This is a genomic window from Nocardioides sp. LMS-CY (assembly GCF_018732145.1).
GTDB lineage: Bacteria > Actinomycetota > Actinomycetes > Propionibacteriales > Nocardioidaceae > Nocardioides > Nocardioides soli.
The window spans coordinates 4,481,877-4,506,147 of record NZ_CP076104.1; the positions used below are offsets into that span (position 1 = coordinate 4,481,877).

The 24,271-nt window shown below is 73.7% G+C and carries 19 protein-coding genes; 8 read left to right on the top strand and 11 right to left on the bottom strand.

Annotation, left to right across the window (positions count from 1 at the left end; all coding sequences use genetic code 11):
- Position 1 precedes the first annotated feature (1 nt).
- From pstC to KM427_RS21220, 3 genes are all read right to left on the bottom strand, one after another.
- Positions 2 to 1,018 (bottom strand): phosphate ABC transporter permease subunit PstC, encoded by a 1,017-nt coding sequence (gene pstC / locus KM427_RS21210; RefSeq protein WP_183591774.1) that lies wholly within the window; start codon positions 1,016 to 1,018, stop codon positions 2 to 4.
- A gap of 368 nt (positions 1,019 to 1,386) precedes the next feature.
- The gene (locus KM427_RS21215; RefSeq protein WP_215525218.1) at positions 1,387 to 2,631 is read right to left on the bottom strand and encodes an HNH endonuclease signature motif containing protein; all 1,245 of its coding nucleotides are present in this window, start codon (positions 2,629 to 2,631) and stop codon (positions 1,387 to 1,389) included.
- 816 nt (positions 2,632 to 3,447) lie between these two features.
- Complete coding sequence (locus KM427_RS21220; protein WP_183591776.1) at positions 3,448 to 3,849, bottom strand: VOC family protein; 402 nt, start codon at positions 3,847 to 3,849, stop codon at positions 3,448 to 3,450.
- Between the two features lie 184 nt (positions 3,850 to 4,033).
- Between KM427_RS21220 and KM427_RS21225 the strand changes: the two genes are divergently transcribed.
- The 7 genes from KM427_RS21225 to wecB are packed head-to-tail and all read left to right on the top strand — an operon-like array spanning position 4,034 to position 11,523.
- Positions 4,034 to 4,765 carry a hypothetical protein gene (locus KM427_RS21225; RefSeq protein ID WP_215525219.1) on the top strand — a complete coding sequence of 244 codons (732 nt, stop codon included), beginning with the start codon at positions 4,034 to 4,036 and terminating at the stop codon, positions 4,763 to 4,765.
- Between the two features lie 5 nt (positions 4,766 to 4,770).
- Positions 4,771 to 6,015 carry an MFS transporter gene (locus KM427_RS21230; RefSeq protein WP_215525220.1) on the top strand — a complete coding sequence of 415 codons (1,245 nt, stop codon included), beginning with the start codon at positions 4,771 to 4,773 and terminating at the stop codon, positions 6,013 to 6,015.
- Positions 6,012 to 7,037, top strand: a complete 1,026-nt coding sequence (locus KM427_RS21235; RefSeq protein WP_215525221.1) for a TolB-like translocation protein — start codon at positions 6,012 to 6,014, stop codon at positions 7,035 to 7,037. The genes KM427_RS21230 and KM427_RS21235 overlap by 4 nt, the downstream gene beginning before the upstream one ends.
- A gap of 20 nt (positions 7,038 to 7,057) precedes the next feature.
- Positions 7,058 to 8,284 (top strand): hypothetical protein, encoded by a 1,227-nt coding sequence (locus KM427_RS21240; protein WP_215525222.1) that lies wholly within the window; start codon positions 7,058 to 7,060, stop codon positions 8,282 to 8,284.
- Positions 8,277 to 9,101: a WecB/TagA/CpsF family glycosyltransferase gene (locus KM427_RS21245; protein ID WP_215525223.1), complete on the top strand. Its 825-nt coding sequence runs from the start codon at positions 8,277 to 8,279 to the stop codon at positions 9,099 to 9,101. Before KM427_RS21240 ends, KM427_RS21245 begins: the two co-directional genes overlap by 8 nt.
- Positions 9,098 to 10,354, top strand: coding sequence for a UDP-N-acetyl-D-mannosamine dehydrogenase (gene wecC / locus KM427_RS21250; protein ID WP_183591782.1), 1,257 nt, complete (start codon positions 9,098 to 9,100; stop codon positions 10,352 to 10,354). The genes KM427_RS21245 and wecC overlap by 4 nt, the downstream gene beginning before the upstream one ends.
- 26 nt (positions 10,355 to 10,380) lie before the next feature.
- Complete coding sequence (gene wecB, locus KM427_RS21255; protein WP_183591783.1) at positions 10,381 to 11,523, top strand: non-hydrolyzing UDP-N-acetylglucosamine 2-epimerase; 1,143 nt, start codon at positions 10,381 to 10,383, stop codon at positions 11,521 to 11,523.
- 84 nt (positions 11,524 to 11,607) lie between these two features.
- Here the strand turns inward: wecB and KM427_RS21260 are convergent, their stop codons facing one another.
- The 5 genes from KM427_RS21260 to KM427_RS21280 form a co-directional block, all read right to left on the bottom strand.
- The gene (locus KM427_RS21260) at positions 11,608 to 13,299 is read right to left on the bottom strand and encodes a DUF4082 domain-containing protein (protein ID WP_183591784.1); all 1,692 of its coding nucleotides are present in this window, start codon (positions 13,297 to 13,299) and stop codon (positions 11,608 to 11,610) included.
- Positions 13,300 to 13,574: 275 nt separating this feature from the next.
- The gene (locus KM427_RS21265) at positions 13,575 to 14,231 is read right to left on the bottom strand and encodes a hypothetical protein (protein WP_215525224.1); all 657 of its coding nucleotides are present in this window, start codon (positions 14,229 to 14,231) and stop codon (positions 13,575 to 13,577) included.
- Entirely contained in the window at positions 14,228 to 15,550 is a 1,323-nt protein-coding gene (locus KM427_RS21270; RefSeq protein ID WP_183591786.1) for an O-antigen ligase family protein, read from the bottom strand. The genes KM427_RS21265 and KM427_RS21270 overlap by 4 nt, the downstream gene beginning before the upstream one ends.
- A gap of 1 nt (position 15,551) precedes the next feature.
- Positions 15,552 to 16,337: a hypothetical protein gene (locus tag KM427_RS21275; protein WP_183591787.1), complete on the bottom strand. Its 786-nt coding sequence runs from the start codon at positions 16,335 to 16,337 to the stop codon at positions 15,552 to 15,554.
- Entirely contained in the window at positions 16,328 to 17,596 is a 1,269-nt protein-coding gene (locus tag KM427_RS21280) for a glycosyltransferase family 4 protein (protein WP_215525225.1), read from the bottom strand. Before KM427_RS21280 ends, KM427_RS21275 begins: the two co-directional genes overlap by 10 nt.
- 59 nt (positions 17,597 to 17,655) lie before the next feature.
- Here KM427_RS21280 and KM427_RS21285 point away from each other — a divergent pair, with 59 nt between their 5' ends.
- On the top strand, positions 17,656 to 18,555 hold the full coding sequence (locus KM427_RS21285) for a glycosyltransferase family 2 protein (RefSeq protein WP_183591789.1): 900 nt from the start codon (positions 17,656 to 17,658) through the stop codon (positions 18,553 to 18,555).
- Here the strand turns inward: KM427_RS21285 and KM427_RS21290 are convergent.
- From KM427_RS21290 to KM427_RS21300, 3 genes are read right to left on the bottom strand one after another with little or no spacing between them, the layout of a single operon-like run.
- The gene (locus KM427_RS21290) at positions 18,468 to 20,336 is read right to left on the bottom strand and encodes a hypothetical protein (protein WP_215525226.1); all 1,869 of its coding nucleotides are present in this window, start codon (positions 20,334 to 20,336) and stop codon (positions 18,468 to 18,470) included. The two genes, KM427_RS21285 and KM427_RS21290, sit on opposite strands and share 88 nt — an antisense overlap.
- Positions 20,333 to 22,768, bottom strand: a complete 2,436-nt coding sequence (locus KM427_RS21295; RefSeq protein ID WP_215525227.1) for a glycosyltransferase — start codon at positions 22,766 to 22,768, stop codon at positions 20,333 to 20,335. The genes KM427_RS21290 and KM427_RS21295 overlap by 4 nt, the downstream gene beginning before the upstream one ends.
- Entirely contained in the window at positions 22,765 to 24,270 is a 1,506-nt protein-coding gene (locus KM427_RS21300; RefSeq protein WP_215525228.1) for a lipopolysaccharide biosynthesis protein, read from the bottom strand. The genes KM427_RS21295 and KM427_RS21300 overlap by 4 nt, the downstream gene beginning before the upstream one ends.
- Position 24,271: the final 1 nt, after the last annotated feature.

Here is a 24,271-nt window from a genome sequence, read left to right on the forward strand (position 1 = left end):
GCTACGCGTCCGTCCCGGCGCCCGAGCGGCTTCGGTTGACGATCATGGCGGCGATCGTGTTGACGACGAGGGTGATCAGGAAGAGCACGAAGCCCGCGGCGAGCAACGCGGAGAGCTGGCTCTTGCTCGCGTCGCCGAACCGGCCGGCGATCAGCGCGGAGACGGTGTTGCCGCCGATCTCGAGGATGCGCCACTTGGACTCGAACGACGGCGACAGGATCAGCAGCACCGCGATCGTCTCGCCGAGCGCCCGGCCCAGGCCGAGCATGGTGCCACCGATGATGCCGCCGCGCCCGAAGGGCAGGACGACCGCGCGGATCATGCCCCACTTGGTGGCCCCGAGCGCGAGCGCGGCCTCCTTCTCGCCGGGCGGCGTCTGCGAGAAGACCTGACGCATCACCGCGCACGACATCGGCAGCACCATCATCGCGACGGCGATGCCCGCGCAGAACATGCTGAAGCTGTAGTTGGAGATGGCGGCGTCGATCAGCGCGGCATCCGGGTCGGCGTTGTGCACGTCGAAGAGCGGCACCCAGCCGAGGTTGCGGTCCAGCCAGACCGCGAACTCCGCGGCGTACGGCATGATCAGGAAGTAGCCCCACAGGCCCCAGATGATCGACGGAACCGCGGCCATCAGATCGACCAGCGACACCAGCGTGCTGCGCAGGAACGCCGGCGCGTACTCGCTGATGTAGAGCGCGGTCAGCAGGGCCAGCGGGAACGCGATCGCCATCGCCACCAGCGCGACCATGACCGTGCCGGTCAGCACCGCCCGGATCCCGAGGATGTCGGCCTCCGGCTGCCAGCTGGCCTCGGTGAAGAAGCTCAGCCCGTAGTGGGTCAGCGTGGGCCAGGCCTGCCAGCCGAGGAAGAGGCCGACGCCGCCGGTGATCACCAGCACGGTCGCGCCGACGGCACGGATCGAGTGGACGAACACCCGATCCGCCCCGGTGGCCTTCCGGGAGATGGTGCGGGGCTCCACCTCGACGGTGGCGTCCTGGACGGGGAGGGTGGTCACCTGGTTCTTCCTGGCTGAGCACGGGCCGCGCGTCCGGTGGAGCACGCGGTCGAAACGCCTGAAGTCTCAGGAGACCGCCGAAACAGATGGCCCTTCCACGATGAACGGCGGGCGAACAGCGACGGCCGGCTTGCCCAACTTCGCCGTCCACCGATCCGCCGATGGCCCGAACGGGCCATGCCACCTCGCCCCGAATGCCCATCTAGGCCAGGGGATCACGGCTCCGCTACGAAGATCCGACCGTGGTGTTGAGGCCCGAGGAACCCAAGCGACGAACCACAAGCCGACCGTGCCCGACGACGGTGGTTGAGGAGGTTGCGCTAGCAACCGTCTCGAAACCATCGTGCCCAGCCCGGCTGACTTGATCGTCACGTTCGTCGGTGGAATCGGATCTTCCCGGTGGGCAGGTACGTCGTCACGTAGGCCGGGTCGTGGATGAGGGTGTGGTGCCAGGCGCAGAGTGATGCGCTGTCGGTGAGGTTGGTGTGGCCGCCGTCGGTCCATCTGGTCTGGTGGTGGGCGTGGAGTCCGGTGGAGCGGTCGCAGCCTTCGGCGCGGCAGCCGTGGTCGCGTAGGAACATGGCGATCCGCTGGTGCTCGGTGTGGTAGCGGCTTCGCCGGCCCAGGTCCAGGGGAACGCTGTTGCTGCCGAGGACGGCGGGGATGATCGAAGCCTCGCAGGCGAGCCGGCGGGCCATGCCGGGGCTGATGCGGTCGCCGGTGTCCAGGACGCCGGCCTTCTCGAGCCGCCCGTACAGGGTGTCTTCATCGATGACCACCAGCAGCGTGGCGTTCACGCCACCGGTCTGCGGCAACCGTTCGGTGGGATAGCGCTCGATCAGCTCGCACAGCGCCCGCCCGAGTGCCTCCGGACCGGGCCGGCGCTCGATGCCGGGGCCGTGAGTGGCCGCGAGGTGCTTGGGTGCGGCGAGCGCGATCAGCATCTTCCGTAGGGCGGCGGCGTGGTAGGTCGGCAGGGTGAACCGGCCGCAGGTCTTCCCGTCCCCGTCGTCGACCATCGTCAGCGAACACGCCCGCAGCGCGGCCGCCTCTTGCCGTTGCAGGATCTCGGCTTCGTGGGCGTCGGCCTCGCCGGGGGCGATGACCTCCCACAGCCGCCGCCCCAACCGGCTCAGTGCCTTCGCGTCGTGATGGCGGGCCTCGGCGAGCAGGTGCGTCTCGGCCTTCTCCCGGGTCTCGGGGCCGAGGTCGGCGGGGAGTCGGTCGACCCACCGGATCACCACCCGCGCCCGCTCCACACAGATCTCCCCGGCCGCCAGCGCCTCCCGCGTCGACGCGTGGGCCTCGAGGTCGTGGCCGAGCCGCACCGCGCCGTACGCGGCCGCCCGGGTGGTCTTCGTGGTGTGGGCCAGCCAGTTCGCCGCACTGGAGGCACCCACGTCCTGGCCCACATGAATCGTGTCGGCGTGCGCGGCCACCCGGGCCTGCAGCTCGCCGACCTGCGCCGCCAGCCGGGTTAGCTCGACCAGCGTCGCGCCGGCCTCGACCGGGTCCATGGACCACACCGACGCATCGGCCACGGCGCCGACGAGATCGCGCATCCGCGCGGTCGTCGTCGACACCCGGTGCCGCGGCGTGGCCTGTGCTGTCATGCCCACTACTCAAGCACCCGCCACCGACACTGGAAGGCCGGATTCCCCTTGTTCCACAGGGTTCTGGGTCACGAACAGGTCACGATCCGGGGGCGCTCATCCACACCCTGATCGATGTCCTGTGGAGGGTGGTTTCGAGGCTCGGGCCTGGCGGCCCTCGCACCTCAACCACCGTGTCCCGGTGCGGGTGGTTTCGAGACAGGCGCTAGCGCGCCTTCCTCAACCACCGTGACCCCCGACGACGGTGGTTGAGGAGGTTGCGCTAGCAACCGTCTCGAAACCCCGCTGCGTCGGCGGATGCGGTGGGTCGGGTGCCGGACGGGTGGTTTCGAGACAGGCGCTAGCGCGCCTTCCTCAACCACCGTGATCCCCGACGACGGTGGTTGAGGAGGTTGCGCCAGCAACCGTCTCGAAACCCACCCAGCCAACGCGCGCCCCGACCGCAGGTCGGCGTCCTCCCGATAGGCGCCAAACGGGTGCGCGGGAGGAGCCGTCAAGGACGGCGAAGCCGCCGAAGGGAATCCTTGACGGCGGAGGACGCGCGCCCATACTGGCGCCCCCGGGAGGACGCCAACACTCCCCCGAACACCGGCGGGTGGTTTCGAGACAGGCGCCAGCGCGCCTTCCTCAACCACCGTGGGCGCGCCTTCCTCAACCACCGCTAGCGCGCCTTCCTCAACCACCGCTAGCGCGCCTTCCTCAACCACCGTGGGCGCGCCTCCTCAACCACCGAGACCAGGACCGGTGGTTTCGAGACAGGCGCTAGCGCGCCTTCCTCAACCACCGTGGCGCGCCTTCCTCAACCACCGTGGCTACTCAGGCCTGCTGGGCGGCGAGCTCGGCTTCGGAGCGCAGAATGCAGAACTCGTTGCCCTCGGGGTCGGCGAGGACGACCCAGCCGGTGCCGGGGCCGTACTTGCCGCGCAGGTCGGCGACCACGGTGGCGCCGTGGGCGACCAGGGTCGTCAGCTCCTCGTCGCGGGTGGCGGCGCGCGGGCGCAGATCGAGGTGCAGCCGGTTCTTGCCGGACTTGGTGTCCGGGGTCTCGATGAACAGCAGCCGGTGGCCGGTCTCGGGGTCGCGGATCATGCACTCCTCGTGGCCGGGCAGGTTGGGGTCGCCCTCGATGTCGACGTACCCGAGCACGGGCTTCCACCACTCGGAGAGCTCGTAGGCGTTCTGGGCGTCGATGGTCGTATGGGAGATGAACGCAGTCATGCACCCACGATCCCGACCCGCAGCGCCGGGCTCAACGGGGTTTCTCCCGAGCGTGCCGCGGGTGCTCCCCAGTCTTGGGTAACTGCCCGCCGGGAAGCTCAGCCGGGTGCGGCCGATCGCCCACGCTCGACAGCGGAGTGGGGGACTCGCCAAGGGGTCCTTCCCTGGCGCCTGGAGACCGTCGATGCCGAACCGCCGCAGCATGCTGATCGCGCTCGCGGCCGCAGTGCTGGCGGCGATCGTCGTGGGTGGCGCCTTCGGCGTGCGACTCGGCGACGATCCGGACGGGACCTCCGCCCCGACCGCGGACGCATCCGCGGACCACGACGCCCCGACCGGCTCGCTGTCTGGCAGGACGGAGCCCCGGTCGGGGACCAAGCAACGAGGCTCGGAGTCCCTGCCGGAGCCGACCTCGTCCACCTCGCCGCAGACACCGCAGGCGCCGACGACGCCGACGACGGCCAAGGGCGGCGTGACGGTGGTGCCCGAGCAGGCCGGGCCCGCCGGGGAGTACCGGCTCCCCGGCCTCGGCCGACCCGCGACCGACCCGTCGGGCCCCGCCTACGAGCCGCCCGAGAAGCCGGCGGCCGCGCGCGGCCGACTCGTCACCGGGTATCCCGCGCGGCTGCTGCCGCGCGCACCGCGCAGCACGGTCGTGAGCAGCAGCGTCGCGCCGACCACCGGTCGGGTGCAGGTCGCCCTGGTCGGCCATCGGTCGACGAGCCCGTCCTCGGTGCTGCTGTTCTACCGCGCCACACTCGGCCGGTCGGGCTTCCGGGAGGTGCCGACCCAGGCCGTCGGCGGCGCCGACGCGGCGGCGTTCCGGCGCGGCGACGAGCGCGTGGTCGTCACGATCGACCCCGCGCCCGCCCGCACCTACTCGGTCTACGCGACGCTGGTCGCCGGCGAGGCCTGAGCCGGATGTACATCACGCTCAGCGACCGGCCCCAGGCTCCGGTCGGCACGCCCCGGGGACGCCGGCGGCGGGTCGCGCCCGTCGTCGTCACGCTCGGCATCGTCAGCCTGGTCACCGACATCTCCTCGGAGTCCGTCGCGGCGATCCTGCCGCTCTACCTGACCGGCGTCCTCGGCCTCTCGACGATCTCCTACGGCTTCGTCGACGCCCTCTACCAAGGCGTGAGCGCGCTGGTCCGGATCGGCGGCGGCTGGGCCGCCGACCGGGGCGGCCACCCGAAGTGGGTGGCCTTCCTCGGCTACGGCCTGTCCGCGGTCGCCCGCTTCTTCCTGCTGTTCAGCGCGGGCCTGGCGACGGTCTCGGCGGTGATCTCCGCCGACCGGGTCGGCAAGGGGCTGCGCACCGCACCACGCGACGCCATGATCTCCGCGGCCACCCCGCCGAGCCAGCTCGGCGCCGCGTTCGGCGTGCACCGCACGCTCGACACCATCGGCGCGGCCGTCGGTCCGCTGCTCGCCTTCGCGATCCTCTGGTGGATCCCCGACGGCTACGTCACGGTGATGGTGGTCTCCCTGGGCTTCGCCGTCCTCGGCGTCGCCCTCCTCGGGCTGCTGGTCCCCGACCGCCCGGCCGCCCAGCCGCGGCCGGCGCGCACGCCGGTGCGCTGGCGCGAGGTGGCGCAGCCGGGCCTGGTCCGCCTGCTGGTGGTGGCCGGTGCGCTCGGCCTGCTGACCGTCGGCGACGGGTTCATCTACCTCGCACTGCTCGATCGTGGCGGCTTCGCCGCGCACTGGTTCCCGCTGCTCTACGTCGGCACGAACATCGCCTACCTCTCGCTGGCGATCCCGATCGGGCGCCTCGCCGACCGGGTCGGCAAGGCGCGGGTGCTGGTCTGCGGCCACGCGGCGCTGCTCGCGTCGTACGTCGTGGCGGCGGTCTCGTGGGACGCGACCGCGTCGACGCTGCTCGCCCTGCTCTTGCTCGGCACGTTCTACGCCGCGACAGACGGCGTCACCGCGGCGCTCGCCGGCCGGCTGGTGCCGACGACCGTGCGGGCCAGCGGCATCGCCTCCGCGCAGACCGTCGTCGCCGTCGCGCGGATGGCGTCGTCGGCGATCTTCGGCGTGCTGTGGTTCGTGCTCGGTCCCCAGCTGGCACTGGTCGTGGTCGGGACCGGGCTGCTGGTCGCGCTGCCCCTGGCACTCGGCGCCGTCCGCCGGCTGGATCTCGAGGCGGGAGCGGCCCGATGAGCCAGCGTGCCCGGATCACCGCCTTCGTGGCCATCGTCTTCGTCGTCGTCTCGGTGATGACGGCCTACGCCGTCGGCGCCGCGTCGAGCTACCGGCGCTCGCACGACCGGCCGCCGACCGTCGCCACCGTCTCCGACGCGGCGGCCGTGACCGCCGCGAGCGGGCCCCGGATCGTGTTCCGGCACACCGGCATCGACTCCCAGTACGGCGTGGTCGCGTCCGTGCCGATCGACGACCCGGGCGGCGCCCGGACGTTCGCCGACATCGCCTGCGACCGGGTCGACGCGACCACGGACGTGACGTCCTGCCTGCGCACCGAGCGCGGGGTCGTCACGAGGTACTCGCTCACCGAGTACGACGCCGACGGCCGGGAGATCCAGCAGGTGTCGGTGCCCGGCATCCCGAGCCGCACCCGCCTCTCCCCCGACGGGTCGCTGGTGTCGACGACGACGTTCGTCAGCGGCCACTCCTACATGCAGGTCGGCTTCTCGACCGCGACCGAGATCCGCGACGTCGGCGGCGAGGGCCACGGCAACCTCGAGCGGTTCACGCTGATCCTGCACGGCGAGCGGGTCGCACCGCGCGACCGGAACGTCTGGGGCGTCACGTTCGCCGACGACGACACCTTCTACGCCACGGTCGGGACCGGCGGCGCCACCTACCTGGTCCGGGGCGACCTCGGCGCGCGGACGCTCACCTCGATCGCCGACCACGTCGAGTGCCCGTCCCTCTCCCCCGACGGCACCCGCATCGCCTTCAAGCAGGCCACCGAGCGGGACGGCACGACCTGGTGGACCCCGGCGGTGCTCGACCTCGCGACCGGCAAACGGACCGTGCTGACGGCGGAGCAGCGGAACATCGACGACCAGATCGAGTGGCTCGACCGCCGCACCCTGCTCTACGGGATCCCCCGCGACGACGAGGCCGGAGTGACCGACGTCTGGTCACTCCGGACCGACGGCACCAGCCGTCCCGAGCTCTTCATCCAGCAGGCCTGGTCACCGTCGGTGGTGAGGCCATGACCACGACGGAGGAACCGACGGTGCCGACGCAGCTACTGCCCGACACGAACCCCGACACGAAGCCCGGCGCCAACGCCGAGGAGGTGCTCGGGTCGCCGCGCCCGGCCGGCGTACGCCACCTCGACCCCACCGCGCCCGAGCGCGTCGCCCGACTCACCGACCTCGCCCTGCGCGGGTTGGCCGCGGGGTACGACCCGGCCACCGGGTCGTTCGCCCAGACCGTGCGCGGGCTGTCCGGCGGCCGGGGCGTCACCGTGGCCGCCCAGGGCACCAGCCTGCGCTACACCGCGATGGCGGCCCTCGGGCTGTCCCGGGTCCCGGAGCCCGCCCAGCGTGCGGTCCTCGGCGGCCGCAGCGCCGTGGACGTCGCGCTCCACGCCGCCGACCTGGCGGCCGGCTCGGACGACCCCGGCGCCGTGGCGCTGGCCCTCTGGTGCGCCGTCGAGGTCGCCGACCTCGCCCCGGAAGCGCTGCTGGACCGGCTGCCCGGCCTCCTCGACGGCCGGCCGCTGCCGACCGTCGACGCCGCGTGGCTGCTGACCGCGGCGGTTGCGGCCGCCGACCTCGCCGACACGGCCGAGACCGTGGACCGGGCCGCCGCGTTGCTGCGCCGCTACCACGGCCCGGGTGGCACCTACCCGCACGTGCTGCCGCCGCGCACCCAGTCCCGCTGGCGGGCACACGTCGGGAGCTTCGCCGACCAGGTCTATCCGCTGCAGGCGCTGGCCCGGGCCTCCGGGCTCACCGGCGCCGACTGGATGCTCGACCACGCCGACCGCACCGCGGCCGCCATCTGCACCGCGCAGGGAGCGGCCGGCCAGTGGTGGTGGCACTACGACTCCCGCGACGGCCGGGTCGTCGAGCCGTTCCCGGTCTACAGCGTGCACCAGCACGCGATGGCCCCGATGGTGCTCTTCGACCTCTGGGAGGCCGGCGGCGCCGACCACCGCGCCGAGATCGTGGCCGGGCTCGGCTGGGTCGACGACCACCCGGAGGTGGTCGAGGAGCTGGTGACCGAGCGCTTCGGCCTGGTGTGGCGCAAGGTCGGGCGCCGCGAGCCGCGCAAGGCGGCGCGCGCGATCGCCGCGGCCGCGACCTCGGTGTGGCAGGGCGCCAGGGTGCCCGGCCTCGACCGGGTGCTGCCGCCCGTGGTCGTCGACCACGAGTGCCGCCCCTACGAGCTCGGCTGGCTCCTCTACGCCTGGCTCGCACCCGCCACCGACCGGACGGAGGACCACGATGCGTGACACCACGACGCCGACCCGCCACCTCTTCGGGCTCGAGGTCGATGCCCTGACGATGGACGAGACCGTGGCCCTGGCCGAGCGGGCGATTCGCCAGCACGAGCGGCTGCTGATCGGGGTCGTGAACGCCGCCAAGATCGCCAAGCTCAACGCGGACCCCGTGCTCCGCGACTCGCTGCTGGAGGCCGACGTTCTGCTCGCCGACGGGCAGTCGGTGGTCTGGGCGAGCCGGCTGCTGCGGCAGCCGCTCCCCGAGCGGGTCGCGGGCATCGACCTCTTCGAGGAGCTGCTCGGCGTCGCCGACCGCGGGCACCTGCGGGTGTTCCTGCTCGGCGCCAAGCCGGACGTGCTGGCGCGGGTGGAGCAGGAGATCGCCGTCCGCTGGCCCGGCGTCGTGATCGCCGGCAGCCGCGACGGCTACTTCACCGAGGCCGAGGCCGACGAGGTCGCCGAGCAGATCGCCGGCAGCGCACCGGACCTGCTCTTCCTCGGCATGACCACGCCGAAGAAGGAGAACTTCATCGGGCGGTACGGCGAGCGGCTCGGCGTGCCGGTGCAGCACGGCGTCGGCGGCTCCTTCGACGTGCTCGCCGGCGTCACCGCACGCGCACCCCGGGCCTGGCAGCGCTGCGGCATGGAGTGGGCCTACCGGGTCGCCCAGGAGCCGCGCCGGCTGTGGCGCCGCTACCTGGTCACCAACCTCGCGTTCCTCGGCCTGGTCGGGATCGAGCTCGTCCACCCGCACCCGGCGTACCGCCACAGCCCGAACGGCATGCCCGTCACGAACCAGCTGGACCAACCACGGAGGGAAGCACGATGAACGAGGTCTTCAACGGACGGCTCGCGATCCTCGGGCTCGGGTACATCGGACTCCCGACGGCCGCGGCGCTCGCGACCCGGGGAGTCGAGGTCGTCGGGGTCGACGTCAACGAGGCGACGGTCAAGGCGGTGGCCAACGGCGAGGTGCCGTTCGTCGAGCCCGACCTGTCGGCCGCCGTCAGCGGCGCGGTCGCGATGGGCCGGCTCACCGCGACGACCGAGACCCCCGAGGCCGACGCCTTCATCATCGCGGTGCCGACGCCGTTCCAGGACGACCACCAGGTCGACCTGTGCTACATCCGGGCCGCCACCGAGCAGATCGCGCCGCAGCTGCGCGGCGGCGAGACCGTGATCCTCGAGTCGACGTCGCCGCCCGGCACCACGGAGTCGGTGAGCCGCTGGCTGGCCGAGATGCGACCGGACCTGACCTTCCCGCACAGCTCCGAGGGCGTCCCGGACGTCTACGTCGCGCACTGCCCCGAGCGGGTGCTGCCCGGCCGGATCATGATCGAGATGGTCACCAACGACCGGGTCGTCGGCGGCATCACCCCGCGCTGCGCCGAGAAGGCCGCGTCGATCTACCGGGTCTTCGTCCAGGGCGACATCGTGCTCTCGGACGCCGCGAGCGCCGAGATGGCCAAGCTGGTCGAGAACGCCTACCGCGACGTGAACATCGCCTTCGCCAACGAGCTCTCGCTGATCAGCGAGCACCTCGAGCTCGACGTGTGGGAGGTGATCCGGCTCGCCAACCACCACCCGCGCGTCAACGTGCTCACCCCGGGACCCGGCGTCGGCGGCCACTGCATCGCGGTCGACCCGTGGTTCATCGTCGGCGCCGCGCCCGAGGAGTCGCGGCTGATCCGCACCGCGCGCGACGTCAACGACGGCAAGCCGCATCACGTCGCCGAGCAGGTCGTCGCCAAGTGCGAGCGGTTCGTGGAGCCGACGGTCGCCTGCCTGGGCCTGGCCTACAAGGCGAACGTCGACGACCTGCGCGAGAGCCCGGCCATCGACATCGTGGCCGCGATCGCGGAGGCCCAGCCCGGCCTCGACATCCGGGTCGCCGAGCCGCTCACGCACGTGCTGCCGCAGCAGCTCGCGGCGCATCCGAACGTCCGCCTCGAGCCGGCGTGCGACGCGATCGCCGCCGCCGACATCGTGGTGCTGCTGGTGGACCACGACCACTTCAAGTCGCTGAGCCGGTCGCGGCTGGCCGGCAAGGTCGTCTACGACACCCGCGGACTGTGGCGGTAGTCATGGGCACGGTCAGGAGCAGGGACATGCGCACGGTCATGGTGGTCTACGGGACCCGTCCGGAGGCGATCAAGCTCGCACCGGTCGTCACCGACCTCGCCGCGGCCCCGGGCCTGCGGGTCGTCACGGTGGTGACCGGACAGCACCGCACGATGCTCGACCAGGTCAACGGGCTCTTCGGGATCCGGCCCGACCTCGACCTCGACGTCATCCAGCCGCGCCAGCAGCTGCACGACCTCACAGCCCGGGTGATGTCCGGGGTCACCGAGGCGATCCGCGAGCACCGGCCCGACGCGGTCGTGGTGCAGGGCGACACGACCACGGCGTTCGTCGCCGGGCTGGCCGCCTTCTACGAGAAGGTGCCGGTCCTGCACGTCGAGGCCGGGCTGCGCACCGACGACCGCTACAACCCGTTCCCCGAGGAGATGAACCGGCGGCTCACCACCCAGCTCGCGTCGCTGCACTTCGCACCGACGCCGCTGTCGCGGGCCAACCTGCTCGCCGACGGCACCGACCCCGCGGACATCGTCGTCACCGGCAACACCGTCATCGACGCGCTCCTGGCCGTGCTGGCCCGGGGCGTCCCGGTCGAGGACCCGGCGCTCCGCGTGCTGGACGGCGGTCCGGCGGTCCTGGTGACCAGCCACCGCCGCGAGTCGTGGGGCGAGCCGATGTCGCGCACCGCGGCGGCGATCGCGCGGCTCGCCAAGGAGTTCCCCGACGTCCGGTTCCTGCTGCCGGCCCACCTCAACCCGGTGGTCCGCGAGGTGCTGCTGCCACCACTGCACGGCTTCGACAACGTCACGATCACCGAGCCGCTGTCCTACGGCGACTTCGCACACGCCATGAACGCTTCCTCGATCATGCTCACCGACAGCGGCGGCGTGCAGGAGGAGGCACCCAGCCTCGGCAAGCCGGTGCTGGTGCTGCGCGACAACACCGAGCGGCCCGAGGCCGTCGACGCGGGCACCGTGCGGCTCGTCGGGACCGACGAGGACCGCATCGTGCGCGAGGTGTCGACGCTGCTGACCGACCCCACGGCGTACGCCGCCATGGCCCACGCCGTGAACCCGTACGGCGACGGGCTCGCCTCGGGGCGCATCGTCGCCGCGGTCGAGCACTTCTTCGGGCTCGGCCCGCGTCGCGCCGACTGGGCGGCCACGACGTAGGCCGTGCGGGGTGCAACGAGCGGTGGGTCGGGAGCCGCCAGGGCTGGCTCCCGACCCACCGTCTCGACTATCGGTCGTTCCCTGTCAGCGGACGGCGCGACCGTCCTGGTCGCAGTAGTTGTCGGCGAGCTCGTTGCCCGCACCGCCGCGCTCGAAGGCCATGTACGCGCCGTAGAGCCAGTCACCGCAGACGAACCGGTTGGACAGGATCTTGATGTTCGTCGGGGTCGGCCACTGCGCCGACTGGTCCCCGCTGGCACCGCCGTAGACGACGTAGGACCCACCGGAGATCAGGTTGTCCTGCAGCGTGACGTTCTGGGCGTGGCCGAAGTCGCTGTAGACCGTCAGCGCACCCGAGACGCCGCCGCCACCGGCGAACTTCTGCCCGTGCAGCAGCACGGTGTTGTGCCGCACGACCACGCCGGCGGCGCCGCCGTGGTTGGAGATTCCGGAGTGGTGGTCACCGGCGACGTGGCCGAGGTCGTGGATCCAGTTGTCCTCGACGACGCCCTCGTGCTCGATGGTGATGCCGTTGCCGGTGCCCGAGATGTCGTTGCCCTTCACCAGGACGTTGGGCGCAGCGCCGTAGATGTCGCGCACGCCCGACCGCGCACGGCGGTCACAGCCGGCGGGGGTGCCGATGATCTCGTTGTTCACGACGCGGGCGCCGGAGCCCTGGTACGACGCGTCCGAGGACTTGTAGCGGATCGCCACGACGTCGCTGTCGTCGCTGCCGCCGCAGCTGGCGATGCGCGAGTTCGAGACCGTGACGTTCGGCGCGTCGATGACGACGGCGCCGTGCACGTCGAGGCGGTCGAGCACCGCGCCCGTGCCGCTCACGAAGATCGACTTGTAGGTGGGGTTCCACTTCCAGCCGGCGCCGGAGGTCGCGGCCTCGGGCACCTGGGTGAGCCCGTTGACCGACGCGGGTCCGGTGTTCGTCGCGTCGGGGTAGCCGCAGGCGCTCGGCACCGGCGCGCACCCGTCGGGGCGGGGGCCGGCCGGCGTCGGCGGCGTCGTCGTCCCGCCGGTGCCGCCTCCGCCCCCGGCCGTGGCGCCGGGGCGGAAGACCACGTCGACCCAGTAGTTCGGGTGGCCGGCGCCGCGTCGGGCCGGGGCGCCGAGGGCGTGGTTGAAGACGCCGTTCATCTTCGCCGGTGCGGCGAGGTAGCGGGTGGCGACCCCGCTCCGGAAGCCGCTGTCGGTCCGCGCGTAGGTGCCGCTCGGGGAGAAGGCCGAGACCGTGTAGAAGGCGCCGGCGCGCAGCCGCACCGGCTTCGCGAAGCGGACCGTCTTCCAGCCCTCGCCGGCCGAGCCCTTGATCCGGGCCGCGGCCAGCCGCTTGCCCGTGGGCGACCACAGCTGCGCCGAGCGCGGCGTCGCGGACTTCCGCTTGACCGGCTGGTACACGCGGACGCCGAGCGCGGCGCCGCGGACCTTCGCCTTGAAGCGCATCCCGACCCGGACCGGGCGCGGGGCGTCGACGGACCGCACCCGGGCGAGCTGGGCGGGCTTCGCCGATCGCAGCAGCCCGACCGGCGCGGCCGCCCGGGCGGAGCCTGAGGAGGCTGGAGAGGAGGCTGGGGACGAGGCTGAGGAGGGGGCGCTCTCCCGGGGAGCCGTCACCCCGCTGGCGCTCTGGGCGTTGGCCAGCGTGACGGCACCTCCGAGGACGACCACGCCCGACAGCCCCACGGCCGCGAGCTTCCGCCGCCGTGGGGCGGTCGGTGCGCGTCGACGATCGGGGCTGCCCGGATTCAGCATCTGGCGTTCCATGGGGGATTCCTTCGTGGTGGGGGATGGGGGCCGACTCAGGCCCGCCCATTTCCGCAGGGCAGTGACCCACACGGGCGTCGCCCGAGGCAAGCCGGCCCGGACCACCGCCGAGGGCGGTGTCCGACCGGTCCGGGCGATCCCGGAGACCCCGGAAACGGGCTCTGACCTTGGTGTTCAGGTCGTCGCAGACGATCCCCGCGGCGCATCGGGAGTAATCCCGATCAACGCGCTGACCTGCAAATTCCCCAATATTGATGGTGCGTCGGACGACGCCGTCACACTCGCCGGGCCCGCCGGACGGCGCGCCACCCGGGGAGCCTGTCGACGGCCCACACCGCCAGCCCCGTCAGCACCAGTCCGAGCAGGGCGGTCACCGCGAGAGCCATCGGCCGGTGCCCCTGGTGGTAGCCGATCCCCGGGTCCTCGGGAGACACCTGGGTGGTGATCAGCATGCCCTGCCCGACCCCGGCCTCGACCTGGATCTCCCGGGCGACCGCCCGGATCTGCTCGACCAGGCGCCGGAGCTCGCTGCGGACCCGCTCCGCGCTGGGGCCGGTGACCTGGACCTGGAGGACGGGCCGGTTGAAGTTCGAGGCCCACTGACCGCCGGCGTTGGGGAGCTCGACCGAGTAGCCGTCGTCGACACCCTGCCCGGCCAACGCGACCGAGCCGCTCGTGGGCGACTTCTCGACGCCCTTGTTGACGATCCGCTCCACCAGTCCTGCCGTGGAGATGACGCCGGAGGTCGGCGAGCTGATCGTGTTCGGGCTGTTCGGCGTCACGGGTGCCAGGAAGAGCACGTTGGTCTGCGTCGCGTAGACGCCCGGGGTCTGGTGCACCAGCAGCAGGACGCCCGCAGTCAGGGCCAGCCCCGCCAGCACGACGTACCAGCGACGTGCCGACGCGACCAGCAGGTCCCAGACGGTCATCACGGTCGTGGCCTCTCCTCGGCGAGCACGAGACGCCGCGCCGCGCCGGCTATGCCGAGCAGGAGGAAGAAGGTGCCGGCGGACATCGGGAAGCTCAGGGCGTCGAACAGCGCGAGCGTGACCGCGCCGGCGGCGACCGCGCCGAGCAGCCCCTGCCCGAGCTGGCTCAGGGTCGGCGACCCGCCGCGGACCCGGGTCACGCGGGCGGCGCGCAGCCCGGTGACGACGAGCAGGAGGAAGGCCGTCAGACCGACGACACCGACCTCGATGAGCAGGCCGAGGTACTGGTTGTCGAGGATCCGGTACGACGGCAGGAAGGTCTGGAACCCGCGGCCGAAGAGCGGTGCCCGGGAGACGAAGTCGGCGGCGATCGCGTACGAGCCGGTGCGCGACTGCGCACTGCTGTCGCCGCCGATGCCGGTGAACAGGCCGAGCAGGCTGCCGAGCATGCCGGGGATCAGGAGATACACCGCCACGGAGCCGACGATGCTGACCCCGAACGCGGCCCGACGGGCCCGCGGCGGCCAGGACACCAGGACGACGATGGTCCCCACGGCACAGGCCAGCAGCGCGGAGCGGGAGATGGAGAGCGGAACGCAGATCGCGATCAGGGCCACCGGCGTCCAGCGACGCACGGCCGAACGCCCGTGGTCGCCCATCGCCAGGGCGAGTGCCAGCGGCAGCAGCATCGTCACGACGGCGCCGTACTCGATCGGGTGGGTGGCGGTGCCGGCCGGCCGGGTGAAGCCCTCACGCATCGTCAGGCCGAACCCGGCATGGTTCGCGACCAGCCCGGGGATCGAGATCCGGTCGACGAGCGGCTGGTGGGTCAGGAACTGGGTGATGCCGAGCGCCGCCATCGCCGCACCCAGCGCCACGAGCCGGCGGACGAGCACGAGCAGCCGATCGAGGTCGGGGATCCCGTCGTTCGCGACGAGCAGCACGCCGGCCCAGCCGCCGAGCAGCACCAGCGCGAGCGTCGCCGAGCTGAACTCGATCGGGTCGATGGGCCGGACGCAGGCGGCGACGAAGGCGGCCAGCACCGTCAGGACGAAGCCGATCAGGCAGGCGCGCACCGGCTGCCGGCCGGCGGTGTTCGGCGTCGGCCGGGCGAGCTGCGCGAAGAGCCACCACAGGGCGCAGCCCAGGCCGACGACGGTCGCCGGCGAGCCGGCCCCGCCGAGCGGGCCGATCACGAGGCGCGACGGGATCGCGATCAGGGCGACCGCGTAGATCGTCAGCACGGTGACGGCGTCACCGCGCCCCGGAAGCAGGCCGATCCGGACCCGACCGGCGTCGCCGACAGTGACGGTCGAGGTCACCTCAGCCGTCCGTTCCCGTCTTCCGGCGCTTGTCGAGCGAGGCCGGCTCCGGGGCGTCGGCCTCGGTCGAGGGCGGCTCCGGGGGGTCGGTCGGACCGGCGCCGCGCTGGCGCGGCCAGAACGTCGGTAGTCGCCCCTCCCCCGTCGGAGCCTCGTCCTCGCCGTCGGCGGCGGCTTCGGCGCGCAGCCGGCGTCGGCGCAGCAGCCCGTCGACCATGGCGACGAAGAGCACGCCGGCGACCATGAGGGCGCCGCCGACCATGACCATGGCCCGGTAGCGGCCCGACATGACGGTCTCCGGCTTCTCGCTCCGCGCGATCAGCTGGGTGGTGATCTGGGCCGACCCGCTGACCGCGAGGGCTGTCTGGAGCCGGGCCAGGCTGACCGGCACCTGGTCGACGACGGCGTCGAGCATCGCGTCGGCGGCGGCCGCCGAGCTCGCCTCGGTGGTCACCAGGACGATCGGGGCGCTCGTGGTGTAGTCCGGCGTCACCGTGTACGACGCCGCGGAGCCTCCCTGCTGGGCCATCTGCTCACGCACCTGCTCGGAGCCGAGGTCCCGGCTCAGCACGTCGACGCTCTGCTCGAGGCCGCCGAGGAAGAGGTAGGGGTTGCCGGTGTCGCCGAGTGTCGTCTCCGGCGGCACCAGCACGATGCTGGCGTTCGCGCGGTAGGTGGCCGGGAGCCGCGAGACGATGAACGTCGTCGCGATCACGGCCAGCACCGTCACCGCCAACAGCAGGTACCAGCGCCTCTTCAGGCTCTGCGCCAGCTCCGTCAGGTACATGGCTCTCCCTCGATCCGATCGGCAGGTGACACGTCAGGTGGCACGGCACGCGCCGTGCGCAGGTGGTCGGCGACGACCTCGTCGTAGATCCGGTCCGCGGCGTCGACCTTCGCCGACCAGAGCCCGACGGTGGCCACCCGGACCCGCGCGGCCGCACCCATGCGGCGGCGCAGCGCCGGGTCGGCGTCGAGCCGCCGGACCGCCGCGGCGAGGTCGGCCGCATAGCGCTCCGGTTCGGTGGGCGGCACCCGGATGCCGCACGTGTCGTCCACCGCGCTCCCCGGCCCGCCGCGGTCGCTCACGACGAGCGGCAGCCCGTGGCCCATCGCCTCGAACACGACGTTCCCGCCGGGCTCGCGGAAGCTCGGGAAGACGAACACGTCGGCGGCGCCGTAGAGCGCGTCGACCCGCTCGCGTGGCTGGGCGCCGTGGAACACCACGCGGTCGGCCACGCCGAGCACCCCGGCGAGCCGCTCACACTCGGCCCGGTCGAACCCGTCGCCGACCACGTCGAGGACCACGTCGAGGTCGCGCAGGTGCCCCATCGCCGCGATCGCGTCGCGGGCGCCCTTGGTGCGGATCAGCCGGCCCACGAAGATCAGCCGCAGCGGCCCCGCCCGGTGGGCCGGGCGGGAGGCCCGCGGCAGCTCCTCGAGCCCGGTCTCGGAGAGGATCTCCAGGCGGCGGACCCGCAGCCCGCTCAGCGCGTCGCCGACGTACGACGCGATGCCCAGCACGCACGCCGCCTCCTCGTACGTCGCGCGCAGCAGCGGGTCGTGCCGCAGCCGCCACGGGTCGAGGCGACGCAGCGCCAGGTACCACGGCGCGGTGTCCTCCGACTCGAAGGCGGGCGGCGACTGGAGTCCGCCGCCGACCGGCCCGAGCACGTACGGGATGCCGGAGCCGCGCAGCGGCGACGGGTAGCGCATCGCGACCGGCAACGGCTGGTGACCGACGTCGAAGCGCTCGCCGCGGGCCGTCGCCCGGTGGATCCAGCGCCGCGCGCGGACGTGGAACGGGACGTAGCCGGGCTTCATCAGGCTGTTGAGCCGCTCGGCCGAGCCGAGCACCGGCGGCTCGACCCACTCGACGACCCGCGCCGCCGGCAGCCGGTCCACGACGCTCGCATGCCCGCGCTTGCGGTAGGTCAGCAGCGTCACCTCGTGTCGAGAGCTCAGGTGCTGCGCCCACTGCCAGGCGACCCACGACTCGCCGACGTCGTCGGGGTCGACGGTCGGCGCGACGAGCAGCAGCCTCATGACCGCCACCTCCGCGCAACGCCCGGCGCACCGGCCCCTCGGGCACCTATCCTCATGGCATGCAGCCCGACGTGGCCGTCATCGTGGTGACCTACAACAGCGCCGGCGTGGTGCTCGACCTCCTCGACAGCCTGCCCGCCGGCCTCGACGGGCTGAGCGCCGACGTCGTCGTGGTGGACAACTCCTCCACCGACGCGACGGCCGAGCTCCTCGACGCCCGCGACGACTGCCGGGTCGTGCGGGCGCCCAACCACGGCTACGCCGCCGGCATCAACGCCGGCGTGCGCCACGCGGCCCCCGCGCCGGCGGTCCTGGTGCTGAACCCCGACGTGCGCCTCGACCCGGGATCGGTACGCCGGCTGCTCGAGCCGCTGCAGCGACCCGGCGTCGGGATCACCGCCCCGCGGGTCCACTCCGAGGACGGCAGCCTGCACCTGTCGCTGCGCCGCACCCCCACGCTGGCTCGCGCGCTCGGGCTCAGCCGCACCCGGGTGCCGGCGCTCTCGGAGTACGTCCACGAGCCGCGCGCCTACGAGCGGCCCGGTCCGGTCGACTGGGCGCTCGGCGCCATCCTCGCGATCCGCCGCGACTGCCTCGACGACGTGGGCGAGTGGGACGAGTCGTTCTTCCTCTACTCCGAGGAGACGGACTACTGCCTGCGGGCCCGCGACCGCGGCTGGCTCACGTGGTACGAGCCGTCCGCGACCGCGATGCACATCGGCGGGGCGTCCGGGCAGAACGACTTCACCCACACGCTCCAGATCCTCAACCGGGTGCGGCTCTACCGGCGTCGATCCGGCGCGGCGGCGGGTCTCTGCTACTACCTGCTGACGATCCTGTCGGAGGCGAGCTGGGCGGTTCGCGGTCATCATCAGTCCCGCACCGCCATCCGTGCGCTGCTGCGGCCGAGCACGCGGCCCGCCGAGGCCCACTGCGGGGACACGCTGGTGCCCGCCTGATCCATCGCTCCGCGCGCGGCCTGGCTGAGGTTGACCATCAGGGCCACGGTGGACGGGACGGGAGTCCGGTCACCGGCGACGACCTGGTCGAGCCAGTCCGGGCGGAGGATCCCGGCCAGCAGCGAGAGGTCCGCCGGGTCGGCGCGCCAGTGCGCGAGCACCTTCGCCGCCATGATCTCCCCACCGGCCGGCGGCCGGGTCGTCCGCGACGTCCGCTGCCGCGCCTTCCCGACCACCTTCTGGGCCTGCACCCGGCCCAGCCGCCAGGAGTTCGCCCACGTGGGCTCGGCATAGGTGCGCGGCGTCGGGCGGCCGTCGAGCTCGATGTCGGCCAGCGCGGGGTCGGTCTCCAGGAGGATCCGGCCGAGGTAGCGCATGGAGCGCTTCTCCCCCGGCCCGAGACACCGGGCCAGGTCGATGAAGCGCCGGCTCAGCATCGGGTTGACCGTGCTCCGGTCGTACGCCGTCGCCGAGGCGAGCGTCCCCGCCCAGCGCTGCATCCGCTGCCACAGGTAGAACTCGTCGGTCGCGGGCCACCACGACCGGTGCGCAGCCGCGAGCTCGCGGTGCACCTCGGCGGCGGCGATCTCCGGCGCGACCGAGCCGAGCTCGGGCAGCAGCGCGTCCGCCTCGACGGACTCGTTCGGGAACATCCGCCAGCGCGCGAGCCCGGTCGACAACAGCGGGCGGACCCGCAGGCGGACGGCCGGTCCGAAGTAGTAGAAGCCACGGGCGACCTCACCGCCCAGCCCGGCCAGCCGCGGGCGCCCGCCGATCCCCCGCTCGGCCCAGAGCAGAGAGGCGAGGGCGAGCGGGTCGGCCATGCCCTCGACCCGCCTCGACGCGGCCGCGGTCAGCGCATGGGCCTCTCCCGGGTCGAGGTCGGCCAGCCCGTCGAGGTCGATCACGCGGTGCCGCATGCCCTCGGCCCGGGACAGCCGGCCAGCGATCTCGGCGTCGGGCGAGCCGGGCACGGCGAGCGTCAGGGCCTCGACCCGCGGCCGCCGCGACCGCGGGATCGCACCGAGCAGGATCCGGGAGTCCAGGCCGCCGGTGAGCTGGAGCAGGGCGTCGTCGTGGTCGTCGAGGAACCGGGCCACCACCTCCGCGACCGTGTCCGCGGCGGCGCGCTCGGGCGGGCCGTCCGTCGGCGCGGCCCGGGCCGCCGACGGCACGACCACCGTCTCGCGGACCCCGCCCGAACGCAGCGCCACGCGGGAGCCGGCGCCGACCTTGCGCACGCCGGAGTGCAGGCTGCGCCCTCCGGTCTGCCAGCCCAGCTGCGACTGCACCAGCACGGCGGTGCGGTCCAGCCCGTCGCCCACGCAGCCGCCGAGCACCGCGGCCGAGGACGAGACCCCCGACCAGCCGGGTCCGGTGGCGAGGTAGACGTGTCGGAAGCCGAGCCAGTCCACGACGGCCGTGACGCAGCCGTCGTCGGGGCGCCAGCCCGCGGCGGCGAACGGCGGGATCACCTCGGCCAGCAGCGAGCCGGCGTCGCCGGCGCCGAGCAGGCGGCGTACGTCGGCGCGCGTCAGGGCGCGCTCGTCGGTGCGCGCGGTGGCGCCGAGCACGACCTGCCAGGTCTCGGTCGGGCTCGAGTCCGGGCTGCGCTCCGGACCGCCCCAGACCACGGCCGCCGAGCGGTCGTCGAGGTCGACGAGCCACCCGCCGCGCGCCGCCCGCACCCGCTCGGCGAGCAGGTGTGCGGCGCCGGGCCCGGCCGTGGTGAAGGCGGCGAACCCCGGCACGTCGCCGGCGAGCGTGGCCAGGTGCGTCATCGGTCTCCCTCTCGATCGGTGCCGGGACCGGAGCCGGCGAGCGCCACGATCTGCTCCAGGCGCCGGGCCCGCTCCGCCCAGCTGTGCTGCCGGGCGAACGCCTGCCGGCGGGCCACGAGCGCCTCGTCGGGCGGTGCCGACAGCAGGGCGAGCGTGCGGCTGGCGAACTCCTGCGGGGTGGTGACCAGCTCGACGAGGTCGGTCTCGAGCGCCCGGGCGGCCGGCAGGTCGGTCGACACCGCGGGCCGGCCGGCGGCGAGGTACTCCAGCGTCTTGAGCGGGAAGCTGGCGCGGTTGAAGTCGGTGACGGCGTACGGCGTGAGCCCGACGGCGAGCGCCGCCATGAACTCCGGCAGCCGCTCGAACGGCTGCCGGTCGATCCACTGCACGTTGGGCCGGGCGATCAGCGCGTCCAGGCGCGCCCGTGTCTCCGGGCACTCCTCGTAGCGCGGGCCGACGAGGAGCAGGCTGGCACCGGTGGCCGCGACGGCGTCGAGGCTCCCCAGGTCGAGCCGCTCGTTGAGCTGCCCGACGACACCGGCGATCGGCCCGGCCAGCAACACCTCGGGAGCAGCCACGATCCGCGCCACGTCGCCGTAGTGCTCGGCGTCGGTGCCGTTGGGCAGCACCAGCCCGGGCCGCCGGCCGGCGGCGAGCACGTCGACGAGGTCCTGGGTGACGGCGACGACGACGTCGCAGTCGGCGACGTTGCGCCGGCGGCAGGCACGTGCGTAGCCGGCGCTCCGGCCCAGCAGCTCGGCGCCCGCGACGAAGTCATCGGTCTCGAAGTAGACCCGCGGGGCGTCGACCCATCGCGGGAAGCGCTGCTCGGGGTCGCTCACGACGACGCCGGCGATCGCGACCCCGCGGTCGCGGACCACCCGCCGGGCGTCGAGGTCGGCGTGCAGCCGCGTCAGCCGGCGCAGGACCGGTCGGCTGACTCCCGGGACGCACGAGGTGCTGACCCGCACCAGCCCCGGGATCGGCTCGGTCACGAGCGGGACCTGGAGGCCGCGGCGCCGGCGGGCCCGCCAGGACATCGGCGGGTCGATCCAGATCACGTCCCGGGTGCGGGCCAGCTCGCCGGCCAGGTGCTTGTCGGTGCCGGTCACCGCGCTCCACGGTGCACCCGCGAAGTAGAGGAGCGCGGCGCCGTCTCGACCGGGCTCGGGCCGCCGCTCGCCGGACCCGTCGGCGCGCCGCGCGAGCGGCTGGGCGTTGAAGTCGTCGGCGGCCCGGCGGCCGCGGAGGCGGGCCAGGCGCCGGCGCAGGTGGTAGTCGGCGAACCGGCCGGCCGCGGCGCCGTCGGCGGCGAGCGTCGTCCAGGCCCGGTCGGCGCCCCGGCGCCGCTCGCGGAGGGCGGCGTCGTAGATCGCCTCCTGCCGGGCCGCCGCCTCGGTCAGCGCGAACCGCTGCTCGACCACCGCGCGGCTGAACCGCCCCAGGTCGCGGCGCCGAGGCTCGTCGACGGCGAGCCCCGCGAGGAGGTCCGCGAGCAGGTCGACCGGCGGCCGGTCGGCGCCGCCGTAGCCGTACCAACCGGTCCACAGGAAGTCGGGGAGCGACTCCGGGGTGAGGAGGCGGAAGAAGCCGCCCTCGCCCTGCACCACCAGCGGCTTGCCGAACGCTGCCGCCCGCAGCGCGGACCCGCCCATGCCGAGCACGACGTCGGCGGCGGCGTACGCCGGGCGCGGGTCGTCGATCGCTCCGGTCAGCACCACCACCGGCCGGCCGGTGCGCACGTTCACCAGGTCGGCCCGTCGCTCCACCTCCGCCCGGGCCGGGCCGTCGCCGACCACGACCAGCCGGACCGGTGCCGCGGCGGCGAGCCGGCCCACGGCGTCGATCGCGGTGAGGATGCCCTCGAGCTTCAGCTGGTGGGCGAGCCGACTGACGCACACGACGGTGAAGTCGTCGCCGATCCCCTGCCGGACCCGGAAGTCCCGCCCGAGCGCGTCGTCGGGCCGGTTCGCGACGACGTCGACCGGGGGCTCCAGGACGCGGACGCGGTGCCGGCCGGCGCGGCGCTCGGCGTCCGCGATCTGCTCGGTGCCGACCACGACCGGCATCGAGCGGGGCAGGAACGGCGCCACCGACATCGACATGACCGTGGTCATGGAGAGGGCGCCGGACAGCCGGCCCGCGAGGTTGCACTCGAGGCCCGGCGGCCACTCGTAGCCGTGCAGCACGTCGATCCGGCGTTCGCGGACCAGCCCGGCCAGGTCGCGGGCGACCCGCGGCGAGGGCCGGCGCCCCGGGTCGGGCGCCGTCAGGAACTCGAGTCCGAGGGACCGCACCGTGTCCACCAGCGCGCCCGGCCGCCCGTAGACCACCACCTCGTGGCCGCGGTCGCGCAGCGCCGCGGAGAGCTCGATCGCGTTGAGCTGGCTGCCGCCGAGGGCCAGGTCGTGGGGGTAGGTGAGGATCCTCACGACGTCGCCCCCGCAACGGCACCGGCGGTGCCGGCCTGGGCGGCAGCGGGCGGTGCGGTCCGGAACACCCGCAGGGCCGAGCGGTTGAGCCAGAGCAGCCCGGCGGTGACCCCGAGCAGGCACAGCCCCGAGAGCACGAGTACGACGAGCGCCGGCCCGACGAGCCAGTCGATCGCGGCCGCCGCGAGACCGACGACGAGGGCTCCGAGGAGGCCCGGGCCCGCGGCAACCGCCATCCCGCGGCCGGCGATGCCGGCCCGACCGAGCTCGCGGACGTACAGCGGCAGGCTGACCACCGCTGCCACGCCCACGAGCGCCGCACCCGCCCCTGCGATCCCCCACTCCCGGACCGCGAGAACGACCGTCGGCGCCAGCACGATCACCCAGACGACCTGGAGCATCAGGATCTGGCGCGACCGGCCGAGCACGACGAGGTAGTCGTAGGCGAGCTCGAAGAAGATCCGCGCGGCGGCGGCCACCGCGAGCCAGCGCAGCGGCTCGGCCGCCGGCGCCCACTGCGCGCCGTACACCAGCGAGACGACGTCCGGCGCGGTGACGGCGAGCACCACGCACATGGGCAGCGCGACCACGCACAGCGGCCGGAGGACCGCCTGGAAGTCCCGGTGCATCCGCGCCGGGTCGTCCTGCAGGCGGGCGAACATCGCAGGCGCGACGCTGCGCAGCGGCTGGGAGAGCACGGTCACCGGCCAGCTGGCGAGGTTGACCGCGAGCACGTAGAAGCCCAGCTGCACCGGCCCGAGCACCCGACCGACCGCGAGCTGGTCGACGAAGCCGACCAGGAAGACGATCACGCTCGCCCCGGCGAGCGGCAGGCCGAAGCGGAGCAGCGGCCGGACGTACCGGCGCTCGACGCCGAACCGCAGGGGCAGCGGCGAGTAGTGCCAGAAGAGCAGCGCCGACGTGCCGGCGCCGGCCAGGCGCCCGAGCGCGAGCGCCATCGCGCCGCCGCCGAGCAGCGCGAGGCCGACCGACACGAACGCCCCGACCCAGACGTTGACCTGGTCCGCGACCAGCCGCTGGTCCTGCCGGAAGGTGCGCTGGAGCAGGGCCGCCGGCGTGGCCACCAGCCCGTTGATCAGCACGCAGAAGCCGAGCGCGCGCACCACGCCGGTCGCCCCGGGGTCGCCCATGGCGGTCGTGAACGCCGGGGCGGCGAACCAGACGGCCGCGGTCAGCACCGCGCTGGACAGCACCGAGATCGTCGCGACGGTCGGCGCGATCGCGGCCGGGTCGTCGCGCCAGCGCACGATCGCCAGGCTCACGCCCAGCTCGTTGAAGCTCAGGATCGCGACCAGGGCCACGAACGCCACGGCGAACGTGCCGAACTCCTCCGGCCCGAGGATGCGCGCGAGCACGATCCCGATGGCCACCGTGCCGAGCCGGCCCGCCAGCGTGTTCGCCACACTCCAGGTGAGCGCGCGACCCGCCGAGGGGCCGGCCCGCTCGGGCCCCGGGGGCTGGTGGGCGACGGCGTCGGTCATG

Excerpts from the sequence above, each read along its gene's own strand:
- KM427_RS21220 (WP_183591776.1), bottom strand. The coding sequence starts at position 3,849 with ATGACTGCGTTCATCTCCCATACGACCATCGACGCCCAGAACGCCTAC.
- wecB (WP_183591783.1), top strand. The coding sequence starts at position 10,381 with ATGCGCACGGTCATGGTGGTCTACGGGACCCGTCCGGAGGCGATCAAG.
- KM427_RS21285 (WP_183591789.1), top strand. The coding sequence starts at position 17,656 with ATGCAGCCCGACGTGGCCGTCATCGTGGTGACCTACAACAGCGCCGGC.
- wecC (WP_183591782.1), top strand. The coding sequence starts at position 9,098 with ATGAACGAGGTCTTCAACGGACGGCTCGCGATCCTCGGGCTCGGGTAC.
- KM427_RS21215 (WP_215525218.1), bottom strand. The coding sequence starts at position 2,631 with ATGACAGCACAGGCCACGCCGCGGCACCGGGTGTCGACGACGACCGCG.
- KM427_RS21290 (WP_215525226.1), bottom strand. The coding sequence starts at position 20,336 with ATGACGCACCTGGCCACGCTCGCCGGCGACGTGCCGGGGTTCGCCGCC.
- KM427_RS21235 (WP_215525221.1), top strand. The coding sequence starts at position 6,012 with ATGAGCCAGCGTGCCCGGATCACCGCCTTCGTGGCCATCGTCTTCGTC.
- KM427_RS21300 (WP_215525228.1), bottom strand. The coding sequence starts at position 24,270 with ATGACCGACGCCGTCGCCCACCAGCCCCCGGGGCCCGAGCGGGCCGGC.
- KM427_RS21225 (WP_215525219.1), top strand. The coding sequence starts at position 4,034 with ATGCCGAACCGCCGCAGCATGCTGATCGCGCTCGCGGCCGCAGTGCTG.
- KM427_RS21245 (WP_215525223.1), top strand. The coding sequence starts at position 8,277 with ATGCGTGACACCACGACGCCGACCCGCCACCTCTTCGGGCTCGAGGTC.
- KM427_RS21260 (WP_183591784.1), bottom strand. The coding sequence starts at position 13,299 with ATGGAACGCCAGATGCTGAATCCGGGCAGCCCCGATCGTCGACGCGCA.
- KM427_RS21280 (WP_215525225.1), bottom strand. The coding sequence starts at position 17,596 with ATGAGGCTGCTGCTCGTCGCGCCGACCGTCGACCCCGACGACGTCGGC.
- KM427_RS21230 (WP_215525220.1), top strand. The coding sequence starts at position 4,771 with ATGTACATCACGCTCAGCGACCGGCCCCAGGCTCCGGTCGGCACGCCC.
- KM427_RS21275 (WP_183591787.1), bottom strand. The coding sequence starts at position 16,337 with ATGTACCTGACGGAGCTGGCGCAGAGCCTGAAGAGGCGCTGGTACCTG.